The sequence below is a fragment of the Marinobacterium marisflavi genome (assembly GCF_982447095.1).
Genome location: NZ_OZ457898.1, coordinates 1276295 through 1292783, shown reverse-complemented (window position 1 = coordinate 1292783; position 16489 = coordinate 1276295). Strand labels below are relative to the sequence as shown.

Annotated in this window: 24 protein-coding genes; 11 read left to right on the top strand and 13 right to left on the bottom strand. The window is 52.0% G+C overall.

The features are described 5' to 3' along the window. The first annotated feature begins 51 nt into the window (after positions 1-51). Positions 52-1005, top strand: coding sequence for a GlxA family transcriptional regulator (locus AC1WNR_RS06405; protein ID WP_481643691.1), 954 nt, complete (start codon positions 52-54; stop codon positions 1003-1005). Between the two features lie 81 nt (positions 1006-1086). Here AC1WNR_RS06405 and AC1WNR_RS06400 read toward each other — a convergent pair whose 3' ends face one another. Then, positions 1087-1962, bottom strand: coding sequence for a DMT family transporter (locus AC1WNR_RS06400; RefSeq protein ID WP_481643690.1), 876 nt, complete (start codon positions 1960-1962; stop codon positions 1087-1089). Positions 1963-2138: 176 nt separating this feature from the next. Further along, on the bottom strand, positions 2139-2765 hold the full coding sequence (locus AC1WNR_RS06395) for a LysE family translocator (RefSeq protein ID WP_481643689.1): 627 nt from the start codon (positions 2763-2765) through the stop codon (positions 2139-2141). Between the two features lie 131 nt (positions 2766-2896). On the opposite strand from AC1WNR_RS06395, the gene AC1WNR_RS06390 reads away from it, so the two are divergent. After that, on the top strand, positions 2897-3379 hold the full coding sequence (locus tag AC1WNR_RS06390) for an Lrp/AsnC family transcriptional regulator (RefSeq protein WP_481643688.1): 483 nt from the start codon (positions 2897-2899) through the stop codon (positions 3377-3379). 134 nt (positions 3380-3513) lie between these two features. Here the strand turns inward: AC1WNR_RS06390 and AC1WNR_RS06385 are convergent, their stop codons facing one another. Further along, positions 3514-4194 carry a LysE family translocator gene (locus tag AC1WNR_RS06385; protein ID WP_174805067.1) on the bottom strand — a complete coding sequence of 227 codons (681 nt, stop codon included), beginning with the start codon at positions 4192-4194 and terminating at the stop codon, positions 3514-3516. A gap of 34 nt (positions 4195-4228) precedes the next feature. Next, entirely contained in the window at positions 4229-4480 is a 252-nt protein-coding gene (locus AC1WNR_RS06380; RefSeq protein WP_481645368.1) for a DUF4442 domain-containing protein, read from the bottom strand. A gap of 3 nt (positions 4481-4483) precedes the next feature. Between AC1WNR_RS06380 and AC1WNR_RS06375 the strand changes: the two genes are divergently transcribed. Together AC1WNR_RS06375 and AC1WNR_RS06370 are read left to right on the top strand one after the other, a co-directional pair. Continuing rightward, the gene (locus AC1WNR_RS06375; protein WP_481643687.1) at positions 4484-4669 is read left to right on the top strand and encodes a hypothetical protein; all 186 of its coding nucleotides are present in this window, start codon (positions 4484-4486) and stop codon (positions 4667-4669) included. A 227-nt stretch (positions 4670-4896) separates the two neighbouring features. After that, complete coding sequence (locus AC1WNR_RS06370) at positions 4897-5751, top strand: LysR family transcriptional regulator (RefSeq protein WP_481643686.1); 855 nt, start codon at positions 4897-4899, stop codon at positions 5749-5751. A gap of 72 nt (positions 5752-5823) precedes the next feature. Here the strand turns inward: AC1WNR_RS06370 and trhO are convergent, their stop codons facing one another. The 3 genes from trhO to AC1WNR_RS06355 all read right to left on the bottom strand — a co-directional run bounded on the left by trhO (position 5824) and on the right by AC1WNR_RS06355 (position 7430). Beyond that, the gene (trhO, locus tag AC1WNR_RS06365; RefSeq protein ID WP_481643685.1) at positions 5824-6810 is read right to left on the bottom strand and encodes an oxygen-dependent tRNA uridine(34) hydroxylase TrhO; all 987 of its coding nucleotides are present in this window, start codon (positions 6808-6810) and stop codon (positions 5824-5826) included. Positions 6811-6882: 72 nt separating this feature from the next. Further along, entirely contained in the window at positions 6883-7113 is a 231-nt protein-coding gene (locus tag AC1WNR_RS06360; RefSeq protein ID WP_481643684.1) for a hypothetical protein, read from the bottom strand. Next, positions 7110-7430, bottom strand: coding sequence for a hypothetical protein (locus tag AC1WNR_RS06355; RefSeq protein WP_481643683.1), 321 nt, complete (start codon positions 7428-7430; stop codon positions 7110-7112). Before AC1WNR_RS06355 ends, AC1WNR_RS06360 begins: the two co-directional genes overlap by 4 nt. A gap of 170 nt (positions 7431-7600) precedes the next feature. Here AC1WNR_RS06355 and AC1WNR_RS06350 point away from each other — a divergent pair, with 170 nt between their 5' ends. After that, positions 7601-8107 carry a hypothetical protein gene (locus tag AC1WNR_RS06350; RefSeq protein ID WP_481643682.1) on the top strand — a complete coding sequence of 169 codons (507 nt, stop codon included), beginning with the start codon at positions 7601-7603 and terminating at the stop codon, positions 8105-8107. Between the two features lie 268 nt (positions 8108-8375). On the opposite strand, the gene AC1WNR_RS06345 is transcribed toward AC1WNR_RS06350, so the two are convergent. Further along, positions 8376-8903: a hypothetical protein gene (locus AC1WNR_RS06345; protein ID WP_481643681.1), complete on the bottom strand. Its 528-nt coding sequence runs from the start codon at positions 8901-8903 to the stop codon at positions 8376-8378. A gap of 143 nt (positions 8904-9046) precedes the next feature. On the opposite strand from AC1WNR_RS06345, the gene AC1WNR_RS06340 reads away from it, so the two are divergent. Next, a complete protein-coding gene (locus AC1WNR_RS06340) occupies positions 9047-9505 on the top strand; it encodes an ion channel (RefSeq protein ID WP_481643680.1) in 459 nt (152 codons plus the stop codon). Here AC1WNR_RS06340 and AC1WNR_RS06335 read toward each other — a convergent pair. Together AC1WNR_RS06335 and AC1WNR_RS06330 are read right to left on the bottom strand one after the other, a co-directional pair. Further along, a complete protein-coding gene (locus AC1WNR_RS06335; RefSeq protein WP_481643679.1) occupies positions 9502-9684 on the bottom strand; it encodes a hypothetical protein in 183 nt (60 codons plus the stop codon). The genes AC1WNR_RS06340 and AC1WNR_RS06335 overlap by 4 nt on opposite strands. A 78-nt stretch (positions 9685-9762) precedes the next feature. Then, positions 9763-10197, bottom strand: coding sequence for a hypothetical protein (locus tag AC1WNR_RS06330; RefSeq protein ID WP_481643678.1), 435 nt, complete (start codon positions 10195-10197; stop codon positions 9763-9765). Between the two features lie 235 nt (positions 10198-10432). On the opposite strand from AC1WNR_RS06330, the gene AC1WNR_RS06325 reads away from it, so the two are divergent. The 5 genes from AC1WNR_RS06325 (at position 10433) to AC1WNR_RS06305 (ending at position 13962) form a co-directional block, all read left to right on the top strand. Then, the gene (locus AC1WNR_RS06325; RefSeq protein WP_481643677.1) at positions 10433-10687 is read left to right on the top strand and encodes an AbrB/MazE/SpoVT family DNA-binding domain-containing protein; all 255 of its coding nucleotides are present in this window, start codon (positions 10433-10435) and stop codon (positions 10685-10687) included. Further along, a complete protein-coding gene (locus AC1WNR_RS06320; RefSeq protein WP_481643676.1) occupies positions 10684-11013 on the top strand; it encodes a type II toxin-antitoxin system PemK/MazF family toxin in 330 nt (109 codons plus the stop codon). The genes AC1WNR_RS06325 and AC1WNR_RS06320 overlap by 4 nt, the downstream gene beginning before the upstream one ends. A gap of 106 nt (positions 11014-11119) precedes the next feature. Continuing rightward, positions 11120-12103, top strand: coding sequence for a tRNA dihydrouridine(20/20a) synthase DusA (gene dusA, locus AC1WNR_RS06315; RefSeq protein WP_481643675.1), 984 nt, complete (start codon positions 11120-11122; stop codon positions 12101-12103). Between the two features lie 34 nt (positions 12104-12137). Then, positions 12138-13088 (top strand): transaldolase, encoded by a 951-nt coding sequence (gene tal / locus AC1WNR_RS06310; protein ID WP_481643674.1) that lies wholly within the window; start codon positions 12138-12140, stop codon positions 13086-13088. A 151-nt stretch (positions 13089-13239) separates the two neighbouring features. After that, positions 13240-13962 carry a 5-oxoprolinase subunit PxpA gene (locus AC1WNR_RS06305; RefSeq protein WP_481643673.1) on the top strand — a complete coding sequence of 241 codons (723 nt, stop codon included), beginning with the start codon at positions 13240-13242 and terminating at the stop codon, positions 13960-13962. A 104-nt stretch (positions 13963-14066) separates the two neighbouring features. On the opposite strand, the gene AC1WNR_RS06300 is transcribed toward AC1WNR_RS06305, so the two are convergent. The 3 genes from AC1WNR_RS06300 to AC1WNR_RS06290 are packed head-to-tail and all read right to left on the bottom strand — an operon-like array spanning position 14067 to position 16439. Further along, positions 14067-14555: an STAS domain-containing protein gene (locus AC1WNR_RS06300; protein ID WP_481643672.1), complete on the bottom strand. Its 489-nt coding sequence runs from the start codon at positions 14553-14555 to the stop codon at positions 14067-14069. Next, on the bottom strand, positions 14552-15715 hold the full coding sequence (locus AC1WNR_RS06295; RefSeq protein ID WP_481643671.1) for a PP2C family protein-serine/threonine phosphatase: 1164 nt from the start codon (positions 15713-15715) through the stop codon (positions 14552-14554). Before AC1WNR_RS06295 ends, AC1WNR_RS06300 begins: the two co-directional genes overlap by 4 nt. A gap of 10 nt (positions 15716-15725) precedes the next feature. Then, complete coding sequence (locus AC1WNR_RS06290) at positions 15726-16439, bottom strand: MlaA family lipoprotein (protein ID WP_481643670.1); 714 nt, start codon at positions 16437-16439, stop codon at positions 15726-15728. Positions 16440-16489 lie beyond the last annotated feature (50 nt).

Below are 16489 nucleotides of genomic sequence, written 5' to 3'. Positions count from 1 at the left end.
AATCGGGCCAAGCAGTTATCATCAGGTTAAATGAACCCCAGGAGTGACACCGTGGCACTACCCAGAGTCGGGCTTGTTCTTCATCCACAATTCAGCCCCTTCCACTTTTCCGTTCCTTACATGGTGTTCAGCATTGCCCTGCCTGAGGGCCCCTTGTTCGAGTTGCTGATTATCACCCCGGACGGAAAATCCCTAGAGTCCGAGCGGGCCATGACCGTGCAGCCGGATGGCGGGCTGGAACTATTGGATGCGGTTGATATTGCGTTGGTACCCGGCTGGCATGATCTGAACGAACCACCACCCCCTGAGTTGTCTGAAGCCCTTTTCCGCTGCCATGAGCGGGGCGCACATGTGGTGGGCCTTTGCTACGGCACCTATGCGCTGGCTTATGCGGGTTTGCTGGATAACAAGAGAGCCTCGACCCACTGGCTGGCAGAACAGGACTTCCTACAGCGGTTTCCGAAGGTGAACCTGGATACCAACGCCCTCTATGTAGAAGATGACCGGCTGGTTACGTCCGCAGGAACCGCCGCCGGGCTGGATTGCTGCCTGTTTCTGGTACGGGAGTATTACGGCGCGAAGACGGCCAACACCATTGCCCGTCTGATGGTGGTCCCACCCCACCGGGAAGGTGGCCAGGCCCAGTTCATCGAACAGCCGGTCGCGATTTCCACCCAGGATGCCCACATCAACCGCCTACTGGATTACTTGCGGGAACATCTGGCCGAAACCCACAGCATCGATGAGCTGGCCACCCGCACCGCCATGAGCCGGCGCACTTTCACGCGCCATTTTCAGAAGGCAACCGGCATGACGGTGATAGAGTGGTTGATCGGTGAGCGGCTGCGGCAAGGACGTGAGCTGCTGGAAAGCACATCACTTTCGGTGGAAGCCATCGCGGAAAGAATCGGCTTCCATACAGCAACGTCGTTCCGGCAGCACTTCAAGCAGCGTCACCATGTAAGCCCTCGGGTTTGGCGCAAAACGTTTGGTGAGAATGCCTGACAGTCCCAGTGTTCGGGAATGCCACTGCGGTAATGACGTTAACCCAGTCTGCCAAACTCAAGAGGCATGATCCCTGATCCGTTAAGCATCTCGCGGTTGCAGGCGCTTGAAATCAAGTTCTGCTACTACCAGCGCGATCAAGATCAACCCCCCGCCAGCCATGGTCCGAAGACTGAGAGGCTCCCCGAGCATGATCATGCCGGCGAGGGCTGCGAAAACAGGCTCGCAAAGATAGGTTAATGCTACTTTCTCTTCTTCAAGATACCTTTGCGCGGAGCTTTGTATGCCATACATGTAAGCAGTACCAAGCAGGCCCGCAAACATAACCCCCTCCCAAAAGTGCGTATCTGAAGGCATCCATACTGCTTGCTTATCGAACAGTGCCGCGAGACCACTGCCGAGACTGCATACCGTCATCGCAATTGTCACTGTCAGCATTGCGTCACATCGATGTGAGAAATACCCTACAGTCATTACATAGCAAGCAAAGAACACTGCACAGGCCATCGTCCATAGATCGCCAACATTCAGGTGTAAACCGTATTGCGCGACTATCAAATAAAGCCCGAAAAGTGCAATTGAGCAGGAAATCCATATGCGGTTTTGCACTGGCTTTCGGAATAAGCCCCACTTAAATAGCGGAATCAGAAGAACATCCAGGCCGGTGATAAATGCGGTGTTGGTGACACTGGTGTGTTGTAGCCCAATAGTCTGAAACACGTTCCCCAAGAGCAACGGAAGTCCAATCAACGCGCCGGCGACAATGGTTTTCCGGTTCAGGCGGTTGAATCTTTTCGCGAACAGTACTGAGAGGACTATTGCTGCCAGGGCAAATTTATAGGTCAGGAAGACATAAGGTGAGCCGTCTGCCACACCGACTTTGACGAAAGAGAACGACACTCCCCAGAAGGCCGTTCCGAGTATGAGTAACAGGAGGAATACGTGAGGCTTTTGCATGTTTCTAACCATTTGTTGGGATTACAAATTGGTTAGAGTATGCGGAGCCCGCAAAAAGGCCCGGTGTCGCTCCCAATTTCTTCTCTAACGTTAGAGCGGACCAGTACAGATGCCTTAAGCTGGCACAAGTATACACTTCCCCATGCAGGGTGTGATAGCCAGGCGCTTTCGCTGCATCAACCCAGCGCAACCTTCAGCCCGATGCCTGTCAGCAGACAGCCAAAGAGGTTGTTCTGGACTCTGTGGTATCGGGCGTTGCCGCTGGTAGCTGCCGAGAGTGCCCGCCCCAGAACTGCGTAGGTAAAATCAAAGACCAGTCCGGTCAACACCAGAATCAGTGCCAGTATGGCGAACTGTCCGGCAATGCCTGAGAGGTCCGGGTGGATGAACTGCGGAAGCAGTACAGAGCAGAAGATCAGGGATTTGGGGTTGAGCAGGTTGGTTGCCAGCCCTCTTTGGAAATCAGCCAGATATCCCACGGATGGCAGAGTACCTGCCGCTGACTGGGGTTGATCAGGGAGAGAATGACCTGTCCGGAAGAATTGCCAACCCAGGTAGAGCAGATAGGCCGCGCCCAGTAATCGTACCGTGTGGTAGGTCCAGGGATGAGTCGCAAACAGAGTTGCAAGCCCCACCGCCGCCAGCAGGACATGGCAGCCCCGGGCAATGGCAAGGCCCACAGCGACGGCCATGGCGTTTCTGGGGCCACTGCTCACGGAGGTGCCGAGCACCAGGAACATGTCCGGTCCTGGCGTAAGGTAAATCGCAACGAGCGCAGTCAGGAACAGTAGAAGGTCAGCCACGGGTCATGTCTCTTGCCGGTATTAAAGCCTTGATTATACCGTCCGTTGTTTAGCGCATGGTTGCGTTATCAGCCACAAAAGAATATAAAATTGGTGCTATTCGCTAATTTTATTCTTATATGGAGATTCTAATGCCAACCCATAAGTTAGACCGATTTGATCGAAAGCTTCTGGAGGCACTGCAGACGGATGGCCGCGCGCCCAACACGGATCTGGCCGAGGGGATAGACCTGTCCCCGTCGCCTTGCTCACGCAGGGTGCGGCTGCTTGAAGAATCCGGAGTGATCAAGGGCTACAGCGCCATCCTGGATCAGGAAAAAGTGGGTTTGGGGCTAACCGTATTCGTTGGCATCAAAGTGGAGCGTCATCAGGAAAAGGAAGCCGAGGCTTTTTGCGAGGCGGTGAGTGTTATGCCGGAAGTGGTGATGGCTCACCTGGTGTCCGGGGAGTCGGATTTCCTGTTGCAGGTTGTGGTGCCCGATCTTCGCGCCTACAAGGAGTTTTTGAGCAATACGCTGCTCAAGTTACCTGGGGTTCGGGACATTCGAAGCAACTTTGCGATCCAGACCGTCAAACCCCAATCGCCACTTCCGCTGATTCATTTGCCGGGGTAAACCGGCCACCAGACATCGATTATCTTCAGATACGGAATACCCGTGATCACTACCGGAGGGAAAAACAGCGGCCCGGTTCTGTTCCACGGCACACTCAGTTTTTCAAAAAATAGCGAAAGCTTCCCCCAGTTCGGTCACGCCCACGGTGCCGGCCACCTGTTGATTGACAAAAAACCAGAAACAGCTTCGCGTGCCAACATAAGGGCCATCAGAATAATTAAGCCTCCTCCGATACGGTTTACTATTCTCACACTGTCTGCGTTGGAAAAAAGGCGGGAGCTTAAGCTGTGAGCAACGACAACCCACACGCTATCGATCGCAATACCCAATAGGATAGGTATCATCGAGTACATGATCAGGACGTTCGTGGGGCTCGCAAGATTGCCGCTGAGGAAGCTTGGAACTATGGTTCCGAACATGATCAATGCCTTGGGGTTGGTGATACCCACTATCACTCCCGCAGTGAGCGGTGACTTTCTCTTTGCTGGCCGGTCAGTTGCAGCCGGACTCGCCGCTTTTGAGGCTACAAGATACCCTATGCCGATAAGCAGCAAGGCGACCGCACCCAGCATTCGGATAGCAGGCAAAGCAAAATCGGATTTCAATATAAGAGGGCCAAGTCCAAAAGAAAGAAGTATCGCAATGCTTAACATGCCAATTGCATTACCGATCACGCCACGCAATGCATGACTTCTGCCCTTCATAATAACTTGCCCGATAAAAAGCATGATGCTTGGGCCAGGTACAGCAATGAGTATCGAGCTGGTAATAATTAGCCCCACCAGCCCACTGACGGATACCCCAATATCTTGCATGTAAATATTACCTTCGATATGCGTGTTGCGGGCATTAATACCATATTCTCAGCGACTTATTGATAATATTTCTTATACATTCTGGCCCGTGGCCATCAGGCTTGAGCTTATGAATAAAGACACCGCGCACATTCATCGTGATCTGGGCAGTAAATACTGTCTGCCCATCCTCATCGATCATTGAAACCGGTACCACTTTTTCACCGGCTGCTTCCCAATCAATACCGTCTCCGTCTGCAATCGCACGCAGGTCTGTTTTGGCCTTGGCCAGATAATTCACCGTCATCACATGCGGAATCTACTGAAAGGTACTTTGGCTTCCGCGTACCCCGGCTTCAGATCGGTAAGTGTTGGCTCGATGGTGCTGAAGTACTGGGCCTGCTGGCACACCATGTTTGAAAAGCTTTCTCCCCCAGAGGCGTTGAATGCTAATGCTGCACGTGAAGAGGCGCTACGAATGTTCGCTTTTGTTTAAAAAAGAGCTTGAGCTTAACTGAACGTCCAGAAAGGTCCGCTTTGAAAACCGAGTGGACGCAAAAGTGGGGTGATTTTTTTGCGTGCTACTACATGAACAGAAGTCACGCCATGGTTTCTTTCAGCTAACTTTTAGGATTTTAGATTAGTATGTTTACTAAACCTAAAAACGCTTATTCACTCACTCATACGATCATTTGGGATATTTTATATTGTTATAGTCTGACGATGGCCGCTTTCAAGGCGGTGGTTGAAACCGGAAGTTTCGTTCAAGCAGCCGACCGACTCGATACCACATCTGCCTCTATCAGCCGAAAAGTGTCGGCGCTAGAGGATGATTTAGGGGTTCGACTGTTTCAGCGCACGACCCGCAGAGTCAACCTGACTGAAGCCGGCGAGCGCTACTATCAGGATATCGATAATATCTTCGATGCGCTGGAAGAGGCGCATGATCGAGTTTCACAAAGCAGCAGTCTTGTGACGGGTGAGTTAAAGCTAGCAGCCCCAATGAGCTTCGGCCTCGAAATACTCTCGCCACTGATCCCCAAGCTGCTGGCTGAGCAGCCCGACCTCAGTATCGATCTGCGCCTGGAAGATACACAGACCGATCTCTTATCCAACGGTATTGATCTCGCGCTGCGTATAGGAACTCTAAGCGACTCCTCACTGATCGCCACGAAACTCGGTGAGATTAGCTTCGGCTACTTCGCCTCGCCTTGCTACCTGAAGCAGAATGGCGAGCCACAGGACCTTCAAGACTTAAACGATCATCAATGCCTGCACTACAGCCTTATTAGTCGCGCCAGCGAGTGGGGAACCGCTGCTAATCCGGTGGAGACTCGAGGACGACTAAGCGTTAATAACGGCGAAGCTCTTTGTGAAGCCGCAAAGCAAGGAGTAGGAGTTGTCGCCCTGCCCCGTTTTATTGTGACTAGGGCTCTGGAACAGGGTGATCTGCTCGAAATATTGCAGGGGTGCCCGGTAAGGCGAGAGTCAGTCTACGCGGTACGCGTCTCGCGCAACTACACCCCGCGCAAAGTGCGCGAGGCGATCGACTTTTTTCAGCGGGAGTTTGAGCTTTAACTGCTGATACCGGTCGCGAAACAGGGCTTTGCCGTGCATCGCTCGTACATCAGATTAGCTGGGTGTACCTTGTTACTTTTGGTTAGCTTGGCGCTGCGCTTCGCGTTTCGCTCTTTTCTCGGCGCGGCGCTGCTCGAAATCTTTCAGCGCATCTTTACCGATATGATGTTCGCCACGCTCTTTCGCGAGTTCAAGCTGATGCTGACGCTCTTTAAAGCGCTGACGCTGCTTCTCTGTCACTGTGTCATAACAGTGGTGACAGCTGAGTCCCTCTTCAAAGTGCGGATGCTGACGATCTTCAGGTGAAAGCGGTTTACGACAAGCATGGCAGAGCTCGTAGTCACCCGGCTCAAGGCCGTGACCGACTGAGACACGGTTGTCAAAGACGAAACATTCACCATCCCACCTGGAGTTGTCAGCCGGTACCTCTTCGAGGTACTTCAGAATGCCACCCTCAAGGTGATACACCTCATCAAAGCCTTGCTCTTTAAGGAAGGCCGTCGACTTTTCACAGCGGATACCGCCGGTACAGAACATTGCGACCTTCTTGTGCTTCTCAGGGTTCAGGTGCTCTTTGACGTAATCCGGAAACTCACGAAAAGTGTCAGTGACAGGATTGATGGCACCTTTGAATGTACCTATATCAACTTCATAGTCGTTGCGCGTATCGATCAGCAGCACCTCTGGATCAGAGATCAGGGCGTTCCAATCTTTAGGTTTCACATAGGTACCCACAGCTTTGCGCGGATCGATACCCTCAACACCCATGGTAACGATTTCGCGCTTAAGTTTTACCTTGGTGCGGTAGAAGGGCTGCTCGTTAAAGAAGGACTCTTTATAGCTGACGCTATCCAACGGCGGGTGTTGGCGGAACCAGTCGTAGAGCGCATCAATCGCCTCGCGCGAACCGGAAACTGTGCCGTTAATACCCTCGTTTGCGAGGATCAACGTACCGCGAATATCCTGCTGATTGAGAAAATCCGACAGGGGTTCGCGCAGGCTCTCTGGCTGCTCGAGTGTGACAAATTTGTAGAGTGCTGATACGACGATGTTTTCCATAATACCCTTGACGCGCTGACACGAAATTTAAGCGGCGCGCAGTATATCAGAAAACTCTGATGTGATCAGAATCTAAACAGCGGGCTTCTGTACGATTAGATAGGCGTGCACTTCGGTGGTCTGCTGCCAGTTCCCCACCGCTTGAGGCGCGTCCCACTCGGTCGGAAATGTCGCAAAGCAAGCGACTTTCGAGGCGTGAGTTCCCGCGACTTCGCGCTCAAAGTCGGTCCGTGCTTTGACGTTGTAAGCTAATAACTTTACGCAATGAGTTGATTCCAAACCCTTCCATGATGAACGGTTCACTTTGAAATTGAGTCTTTCTTGCCTGAGCTCTGGGCAAACGGATTGAGTCGAGTTAGTAGCCGCGGCTTAGGCTCCTCTCTGATTTCAGGTTCGTTTAGCTCACCCAGCTCCAGCACCTTGGCCGTTAACTCCTCGTCCAGCTCTTTATGCTTGAGCTTAAGCGCGTCGATCTTGGCCTCCCAGACTGCGATCTCCTGACGGTACCCCTTCTCAATCTGTCGCAGTTGGCGGCGACGCAAGATACCGTGCATCTCCGAGCGGTAATGACGCACAGCACCATAAAGAATGCCCGCAAACACAATTAGCCAGTAGATCATCCGACCGTTCTGATATAACAAACTTACGCACCCTAAAAATATCTCACATTTAATACTATCTAGCCGATATGAGACTAAACTGAAAGCAAAAGGGCTTGAGGCCGAGCCTGTGGCACCCGCCCGAAGGAGCGATCCCTGTCGCCGCCTCCTCTAATTCACTTGGAGGAAACATGAAGTTCAAAGTTTTAGCCGTTTCACTTGCCCTCATCCAATCTCAATCCATTTATGCTCAAGCGAGCGTTGAAGATGAAGTTCGCGATAGCTGGATAGTCGTGCTCAAAGACGAGGTGGAGAAACGGAATGTTAGATCTCTGGCTAGATCCATGGCATCGGAGTCACGAGGCAAACTCAAATTTGTCTATAAGAACTCTATCAAAGGCTTTTCAATCAAGGCGCCACGACAAGCCATGGAGAAACTCCTTCAAAAAAATCAGATGATTGATTACATCGAGTCGGATGGCATTGCGTATGCGTCGGCCAAACCGCCTGGTAAAGGTAAGGACACGACGGATGGCGGTAACGACTCAAACCTTCCGCCTCAGGTAACCCCCTGGGGTGTTTCCTACGTGTCCAATGGCCAATCTGCGGTCACTCCGTTTCTCGCGCGCGCTTGGATTATAGATACCGGTATCGATATGGACCACCCTGACTTAAAGAGGCAGAAGAGTGGTGGCTGAAAAAACACTTTTCCCTGTATGAGGGGCCAGAGCGACGTAAGACCATTGTTGACCGTCGTAAACTGCACGAAGAGCGCGAGAAGCGCATGAGATCGAGCCACTTTATCAGCGCGGTATCAGATGGCCGTAGGTTTACCGACCAGCAAATTCAGGTTGAGCTTGATCGTAGCCACGAGTCGATGATGAAGTTCATGTCGCGCTCGTAGCGCGTACAACATTGAACGATTTTGAACTGGGTATTCGTTGCAACGTCGGGAGTTGATAAAAGTTAACGAGCGGTCTCAGCCAGCTTTGCACGCAGCCACTTCAGCATCTCCGTGGATGGGCCGCTGACAACGAAGCTGTCTACATCGATACGACGAGAGGTGATCGCAATATCATCGACTACGTTCAATGCATCGAGTGAGACGTAGTGTGCTGCTGCAGAGCTGTCCCGAGGTGCGAAGGCAAAAGCTTCGCCATCAAAACCGATCAACCAGGCTTTACCGCTACCGTCTGAGCCAGAAAAGGTCTGCACCGCTTCAGGCATCACCGCATCTATGGCCTGCCTCCCGCCGGCTCCAATCGAAAGATCCAGATCAGGCTGAATATATGCAAGCCATTGCTGTACATCACCGATCGGCTTGCCATTTGTCAGCACATCCATCAAAGCGGCGTCCGAAAAATCACCATAAGTTGAGCCAACAATCACATCTTTCATGGCCCCTTTCTCGAAAGTAACAACTGCAGTCAGATCGCCAAAGGCGTAAACCGCCTCATCACTGATTTCATAGCCTTCTAAGATTCGGGTATTCATCTGCAGATGCTCCAACTGTTCACTGTATCTTCTCATTATTCGAAAAACTGAGCTTGCCAGATCGCCTCTTGAGTTGATACTGGATTTAGATTTGTTAATCTCAAGCTCCAATTACGGTTTAGAGACGGAGAGTGACAGTCGTGGTGGAGCGTATTAAAGCAAAACTGAAACATCAGGATGAGTTTGGCGTAACCAACTACCACAACGGTTTTCTATTCCTAGCAGCTTTTGCCTTGCTGTACCTTTTGATCGCCGTACTTGCCCTGCCCCTGCTCTGGTTTGAAACCCATCAGGGCGGCGAAAGCGCTAATATACTCACTTACGCAGACGCGTTCTGGACCTTACAGATGTCTGCATCAACCATTGGGTTCGGAGATTTCTATCCTGTAACACTTGGCGGGCGGTCGCTAGTCGCCCTAGTGTTTTATTTCGGTGTGGGTTTGGTGGGCTTTATTGGTGCGATTCTGGCTAATGGCTTCTTTGGCTTTGCCGAAACCAGCGTTAAGAACCGTGAGCTGCGCCGCCAAAACCAGGAACTTCTTGAGCACAACCAGGCGCTGGAGCGCAAACTCGATCAGATTATTCAGAGACTAGAGAGCTAATTCTTATTGCGGTTGATCAGCTCGTCGTCAGAGGTCGATTCAATATCTAAATCACCATACCCGGTATCCCAATCCCAATGACGTTTTGACTTAACATGATGCGGATTCTGCAGGCGTTTCTTGCGCTCTGCCTCTTTCTCCTCATCACTCTTGAGTATTCGATTCAAAAATCGCTGCATGATACCTCCTCAATCGGTCATACATACGCTTCTGAAGCGCATCAGGATTAACCGAGGACCGTTGAGGAGGAACTCTCGCTAGCCCCGAATCTTAGCACTTGGACCTACTTGGGTATGCCTGAACTGCCGACGCAGCTGCTTCGCAATACGCTCAAGTCGCCGGCGGTCTTCATCAAATAGCACAGTGTCGCCATCTTCATAGTAGTAGCCGAGATTTCGCGGCATCCCCGAATAGGGCTGAAAAAGTGAAGTGCGGGTCTGACCAGAGCACTCGAACTTACCGGGTTCGCGGTTAGAGTGTTGCAGCTGCTGCCCCGTCCAACGCGGCGCTCGATCTGCACCCTCAACCAAACAGATGCGAATATCCTTTAGCACCAGCGCTACCCCTTTATTTTTCCCTTCCACCTCAAACAGATTAACGCGCGGCTCGCGACCGGCGGCAACCGTGATATATCCGTATTTGTTATCATTGCGGTAAAGGCTTACCACCTGGCGGCCATTTCCTACCACCATGGTTTTGTCGCGTTGTAACAGTAACCGCCAGCAGAACTGCAGCCGTGACGAACTTTCGACCAAACATAAATACCTAACTCCCACAAAACTATTCGATTGGTTATTGGTAGCGACGCAGCAATGTTTATGCCCGGATTCGCTAGAAACCAGTCGAACAACTTGAAATTTATTAAGGTGATCTTTTTGTATAACACTTTCTATTGTTTTACATTGGTATAACTAGAAGGAGAGATCTATGACAGCTGTTGCAGTGCGTCAATCCGGTGGTGCGAACATAATTAGTATCCCCAAAGCGATTGTAAAAAGCCTTGGGCTAGAGGTCGGTTCGAAGCTTGATTTGAGCATTATTGATGACCGAATCGTCCTGACCCCCATACGCGATCAACTGACACTCAACCAGGTGCTCGAAGCGAGTCCAAAAGAGTACTTGGCTATGACAGATGAAGATAAGGAGTGGCTCGACTCACCGTCACAGGGTCGCGAGCTATGAGTTACGTCCCTGAGAAAGGCGACATTGTGCAACTGAATTTCAATCCCAGCGCGGGTAGCGAAATCATGAAGCGTCGACCCGCTCTGGTGATATCACGCAAAGAGTTTAATGCTCATACCGGCTTTGCCATTGTGGCACCGATCAACAGCACTAAACGCGGAATAGCGCTTGAGGTTCCGCTCGAGAGGACAACGACACAAGGTGTGGTGTTGGTACATCAGTTGCGCTCACTGGATGTTGATAGCCGTGAAGTTGAATTTGTCGAACAAGCTCCGCAACAAGTCAGCGACAAAGTCACTCAACTGGCAGGTGTGATCATTCAGTAGATACTCGCACTCGGTGCAGGAAAACGCATCAGAGTTGCAGAACTCAGAGGCGGAATTCGTTAAACTTACGCTCTTTTATTTTGAATCCGATTTTTGAACGCGAATTTTGACTGACACAACGCTCTCCCGCCGATTCTCTGTCGCTCCGATGATGGACTGGACCACCAGCGACTGCCGTGTGTTCCATCGTCTAATGTCGCGCCACACCCTGCTCTACACAGAGATGGTAACGACGGGTGCGCTGCTGCACAATGATCCGGCTCGGTTTCTGAGTTACCACGAATCCGAGCACCCGATTGCGCTGCAGCTCGGTGGCTCAAATCCAGCTGAGTTGGCGCAGTGTGCCAAGCTGGCTGAGGAGTTTGGTTACGATGAGGTGAACCTCAATGTAGGTTGTCCGTCGGACCGGGTGCAGAACAATATGATTGGTGCCTGTCTGATGGCGCATCCGCAATTGGTGGCGGAGTGTCTGGGAGAGATGCAGGCGGCCACCAATATACCTGTGACGGTTAAGCATCGCTTGGGCATCGATGACCTTGATAGCTTCGAGCTGCTGCAGGCGTTCGTTGAGATCGTAAAAGGTTCGGGCTGTAATAGTTTCACCATCCATGCGCGGAAGGCGATTCTGGCGGGCCTGAGTCCCAAAGAGAATCGTGAGATTCCGCCGCTGATCTATGACTATGTCTACCGCATTAAGCAGCTCTACCCGGAGCTTGAAATCGTCATAAATGGCGGCATAAAAACTATGGATGAGTGTGTCACACATCTGCAACAGGTGGATGGTGTGATGATAGGACGCGAGGCGTACCAGAACCCCTACCCGCTCCTGAGCCAGGTAGATGGCACTCTGTTTGCAGATAATCATGCAATACCCAGCCGCTATGAGGTGGCTGAGCTGTTTATTCCACACATTGAGCGACGTATGGCTGATGGCTGGTCGCTCTACGGTGTGGTGAAACATCTTTTGGGCCTGTTCCACGGGCAGCGCGGCGGTAAGCAATTCCGTCGCTACCTGAGTGAGAACGGCCACAAGCGCGAAGCGGGCGTTGAAGTGTTCCGCGAAGCGCTAAAATTTGTCGAAGATAAGTAATTTCTTGTAAGACCCAACAAGGTAAGGATTTAGAATGGACCAGTTAAGTGCTCTAAAGCAGATGACAACCGTTGTAGCAGATACCGGTGATATCGACGCGATTCGTCAGTTCACACCGCAGGATGCAACCACTAACCCATCACTGCTACTTAAAGCGAGCCAGGACCCTAAATATGCTCCACTGCTGGACCAAGCGCGCGCTTGGGCTCAGACACAAGGCGGCTCAGACGCTGAGATGCTGGCGAATATGACCGACTACCTGGCGGTGCTGATCGGCACTGAGATAACAAAGATCGTTCCGGGCTACATCTCTACTGAGGTTGATGCGCGCTTCTCGTTCGATACCAAAGCGACACTAGACAAAGCACACCGCCTGATCGAGCTCTACGACGCTCAGGGTATCAGCAAAGATCGTGTTCTGATCAAGATCGCCTCTACTTGGGAAGGTATTCAGGCAGCGCGTGAACTCGAAAAAGAGGGTATCCGCTGTAACCTCACTCTGCTGTTCGGTTTTGCTCAGGCCCAGGCCTGTGCTGATGCAGGTGCCTACCTAATCTCTCCATTTGTCGGCCGTATTCTGGACTGGTACAAAAAGCAGTCTCCAGATGCAGATTTCAGCGGTGATAACGACCCAGGCGTGCAGTCGGTTACGCGCATCTACAACTACTACAAAGCGAACGGCTATGACACGGTTGTGATGGGCGCGAGCTTCCGCAACACGGGCGAGATTGTCTCGCTGGCTGGTTGTGACCGTCTGACAATTGGGCCTGGCCTGCTTGAAGAGCTGGCAGCAACTCAGGGTGAGGTTGAGCGTCGTCTGGACGCGGCTAAGGCTTCTAGCAGCGATGTGAAACATGGTCCATCTGAGGGCGAGTTCCGCTGGGCGCAGAATGATGACGCCATGGCGACTGAGAAGCTGGCTGAGGGTATCCGTGGTTTTGCGGCGGATCAGGTTAAGCTGGAACAGTTGTTGGCGAAGTCGTAACACCAGTCGCGACCTGTAGCTTTGCTGCAGATCCCTCCTAGAAAGGCGTTTGTGTAGGAGGGTTGTGCGGCGCAGCCGCAAGACGCGACAATGAGTTGGTCGCGATATACGCTTTGCGTACTTCGCTCCTACAAAAAATTTGGACGAACTGATGCTACTGAACGCAGATCTCGGTGAAAGCTATGGCGCTTGGACGATGGGTATGGACGAGCAACTTATGCCGCTGCTCGACCAAGCCAATATCGCCTGTGGCGGGCACGCTGGCGATCCGCTGACGATGCGACGCACGCTTGAGCTAGCCAAAGCGGCTGGCGTTCAAGCGGGTGCACACCCCTCCTACCCCGATCTGCAAGGTTTTGGCCGGCGCTCAATCAAGATGAGCGACGACGAGCTTGAGGCGCAGATTCTGTTTCAGATTAGTGCGCTGGACGGCATCGCCCAGAGCCTCAATCACCCGCTCGCTTACGTCAAACCACACGGTGCGCTGTATAACGACATGATGGCCGACGCAGCTATTCGCGCCAGTGTGATGCGTGCGCTCTCATCTTACTACCGCCCGCTCAAACTGATGCTGTTAGCCACCGCCGAGCAGGAACAACATCTCATAGAAGCGCAGGATCATGGTTTGGAACTGCTGTTTGAGGCCTTTGCTGATCGAGCTTACACCGATGAGGGTAAGCTAGTTGCGCGTTCACAGGCGCATGCAGTACACGGTGAAGATAAGGCGTTAGAGCAGGCACTGCTCTTAGCTCAGGATCAGCTCGTTGTGACTGAGTCAGGCAACCGACTCGAAGTGCGTGCAGATACGCTCTGCGTGCATGGAGATAATCCTGCGGCCTTAGCACTCGTTAAGAGAATTCGAGAAGCGTTGTAGGAGATGTTTGTAGGAGTGATGTACGCGAAGCGTATTTCACGTCCATTCACGGCTTTTCATGCAGTAGATATTTCGGGAAATGCGCTGTGCGCACATCCCTCCTACTAACTGCACTCTAGGGCGGTGATGAGGTCTTTGAACTCGTCGCGGTTGGCGTCGTTGAGGCTAATCAATACGCGGTGGGCGTCTATGATGCGCTGCTTCACCTGCTCTTCTGACTCCTGCACCACTGGCACCTGGATCAGGTCCTTACAGCTTGCTGGCATCTCCTCCAAAAGCAGAAATACCGAGTCGAATCCCATCGCGTGCAAGATACGGGTCACGTCGGGATTGGTTGATACCAGGGTCGGTTTTGGGAGGTTACATTTGGCGCTTTTGATGGCCAGTTTGGCGATGAGGCCAAGGGATGTGCTGTCGATGTTCTTCGTTTCGGTCAGGTCGATCAGGGTTTCAGTGATATCGTCACGGCGCAGAATGGAACGCAGATGCTCATCTAGATTAGAGCAGAGCGTTAAGCGCACATCCCCCAGAAACTTCAGCACATAGTGCCCATCCTGAACTGCAAAAAGAATTTGACCTGAGTCGGCGATCATCTACGTGAAACCATCATTACTGCAACATCATCAGGCTGTGTCTCCACCTCGGCCGTTACTGTTTGCAGTATGGCTTCCGGTGTCTGGCCCGCCCGTTCACACAAAGTGCGCAGATTCTGCTCCTTCTCGTCGAGATTGTCACCCCCTAGTACCTCAAGAATGCCATCGGAGAAGAGGAAGAGTTCAAACTTCTCATCTAATTCTACCTGATGGCGCTCGAAGCTAGGCTCCTCAAAGAGCCCTATCGGCATACCACGCCCCCCTAAAGAGCGTGCTGCGCCACCCTGGACCAGTATTGGCATCGGGTGATGGCCACCAATCGCGTAGTCGAGCGAATTGGCATGTTGGTCAATCAGACCGACAAAGATCGTTAGGTGTTTGCCTAAGCTGGTCAGCAGCAATTCGCGATTGAATAGCGCCAAAAGTGCATCGGGGTTATCCGGTGTGGTGGACTTCTCGTTGTGGTAGGAGCGCATCACACGGCTGGTGATGTTTTTTAGTAGTACAGTCACCAGCGCGGACGACGCACCATGACCGGAGACGTCCGCCAGATAGAAGAGAACCCTCCCATCTCGTAGACGCAGGATGTCGAGGAAATCGCCACTAAGTACCAAGGACGCCTGCATTGCATACTCAATATGCAAACCTTCAATATCTTCGACATCATCCGGCAATATGCGCTCCTGAATCTCGCGCGCAGCGCGCTGATCCGCTTTGAGCTCTTCTAGGCTTTTACTTAGCGTATCACGAAGATAGTCAGTCTCATCAATCCGCGCGGCACGCATCAGTTGTCGCTCGATACAATAGACCAGTTGCGCGGGGGACTCGGCCATTTCAAACTGAGTAAAAACCGAATCAGCGCCATTACGCATTGCCATCAGCATCGATTCAGCCGTGCCCGCTCTAACGATCGCTATGGTCGGTTTGGGACTCAACTTGTAGGCGATACGGTCAATCTCTTGGGCTGAGACGTCGTTTTCCATATCGACAAATGCAAGTGCGCAGTCGTGGTGATCAAAGAGGGTTTGCAGCTCGCTCTGGTCACGGCAGACCGATATTCTCAACAGTCCGCCCTCACAACGTTCACACAACTCAATCACTCGGTCGATAGTATCGTTATCGTCCGAGTAGATGAGAATACGCTGTTCTTGCGGGTTCATTCGGTGTTGGCTAGAAATCGTCAGCGTTGAACTTGACCTGACCGTCGTTTATTTCGAATTCACGACGTTGCAGGTAGGCATCACGGATGAAGGTGTAGCGGTCACCACTAATGACACCCTCTGCTTCAAGCAGCTGTGAGCGGGTATCGATCACGCGCAATACCTGCAGGCCTAAACGCGTATCGTCGTCGCTGACCTGCTGCACCGGGTCAACCATCATATCAGGAATGCGACCGATTCCGTCGCGAACACTAGACGGACCGAAGAGAGGGAGAACCAAATAGGGACCAGACTCTACACCCCAGGTGCCCAGTGTCTGACCAAAATCCTCATCATGCTTCGGTATGCCAAAGGTTGTTGCGACGTCGAACAGGCCACCGATGCCGATAGTTGTGTTCACAATCACACGACCCAAATCCTCACTTGCCTCTTTAGGTTTACCCTGTAAAACATTGTTAAAAAACGTTTTAACGTCACCAATGTTTTCAAAGAAGTTGTGCACGCCCTGCTCAGCGAAATCGGGCATAATAAAGCGGTAGCCCTGAGCCACCGGTTTTACGATGGCTCGATCAAGCCCCTCATTAAAGCTGAACATTGCACGGTTGAAGCCCTCCCAGGGGTCAGTCTCATGCGTCTCTTCAGCCAGCACGGGTGAGGAGATCAGTGCAATTGAGAGCGCTATCACTCCAGCTGTGTGTGTCGCTTTTCGGGTTGGGAACGCCATCGGGTATACCTAAAACCTATCTGAATTCTGATTGTAGTCATTGCGCCATA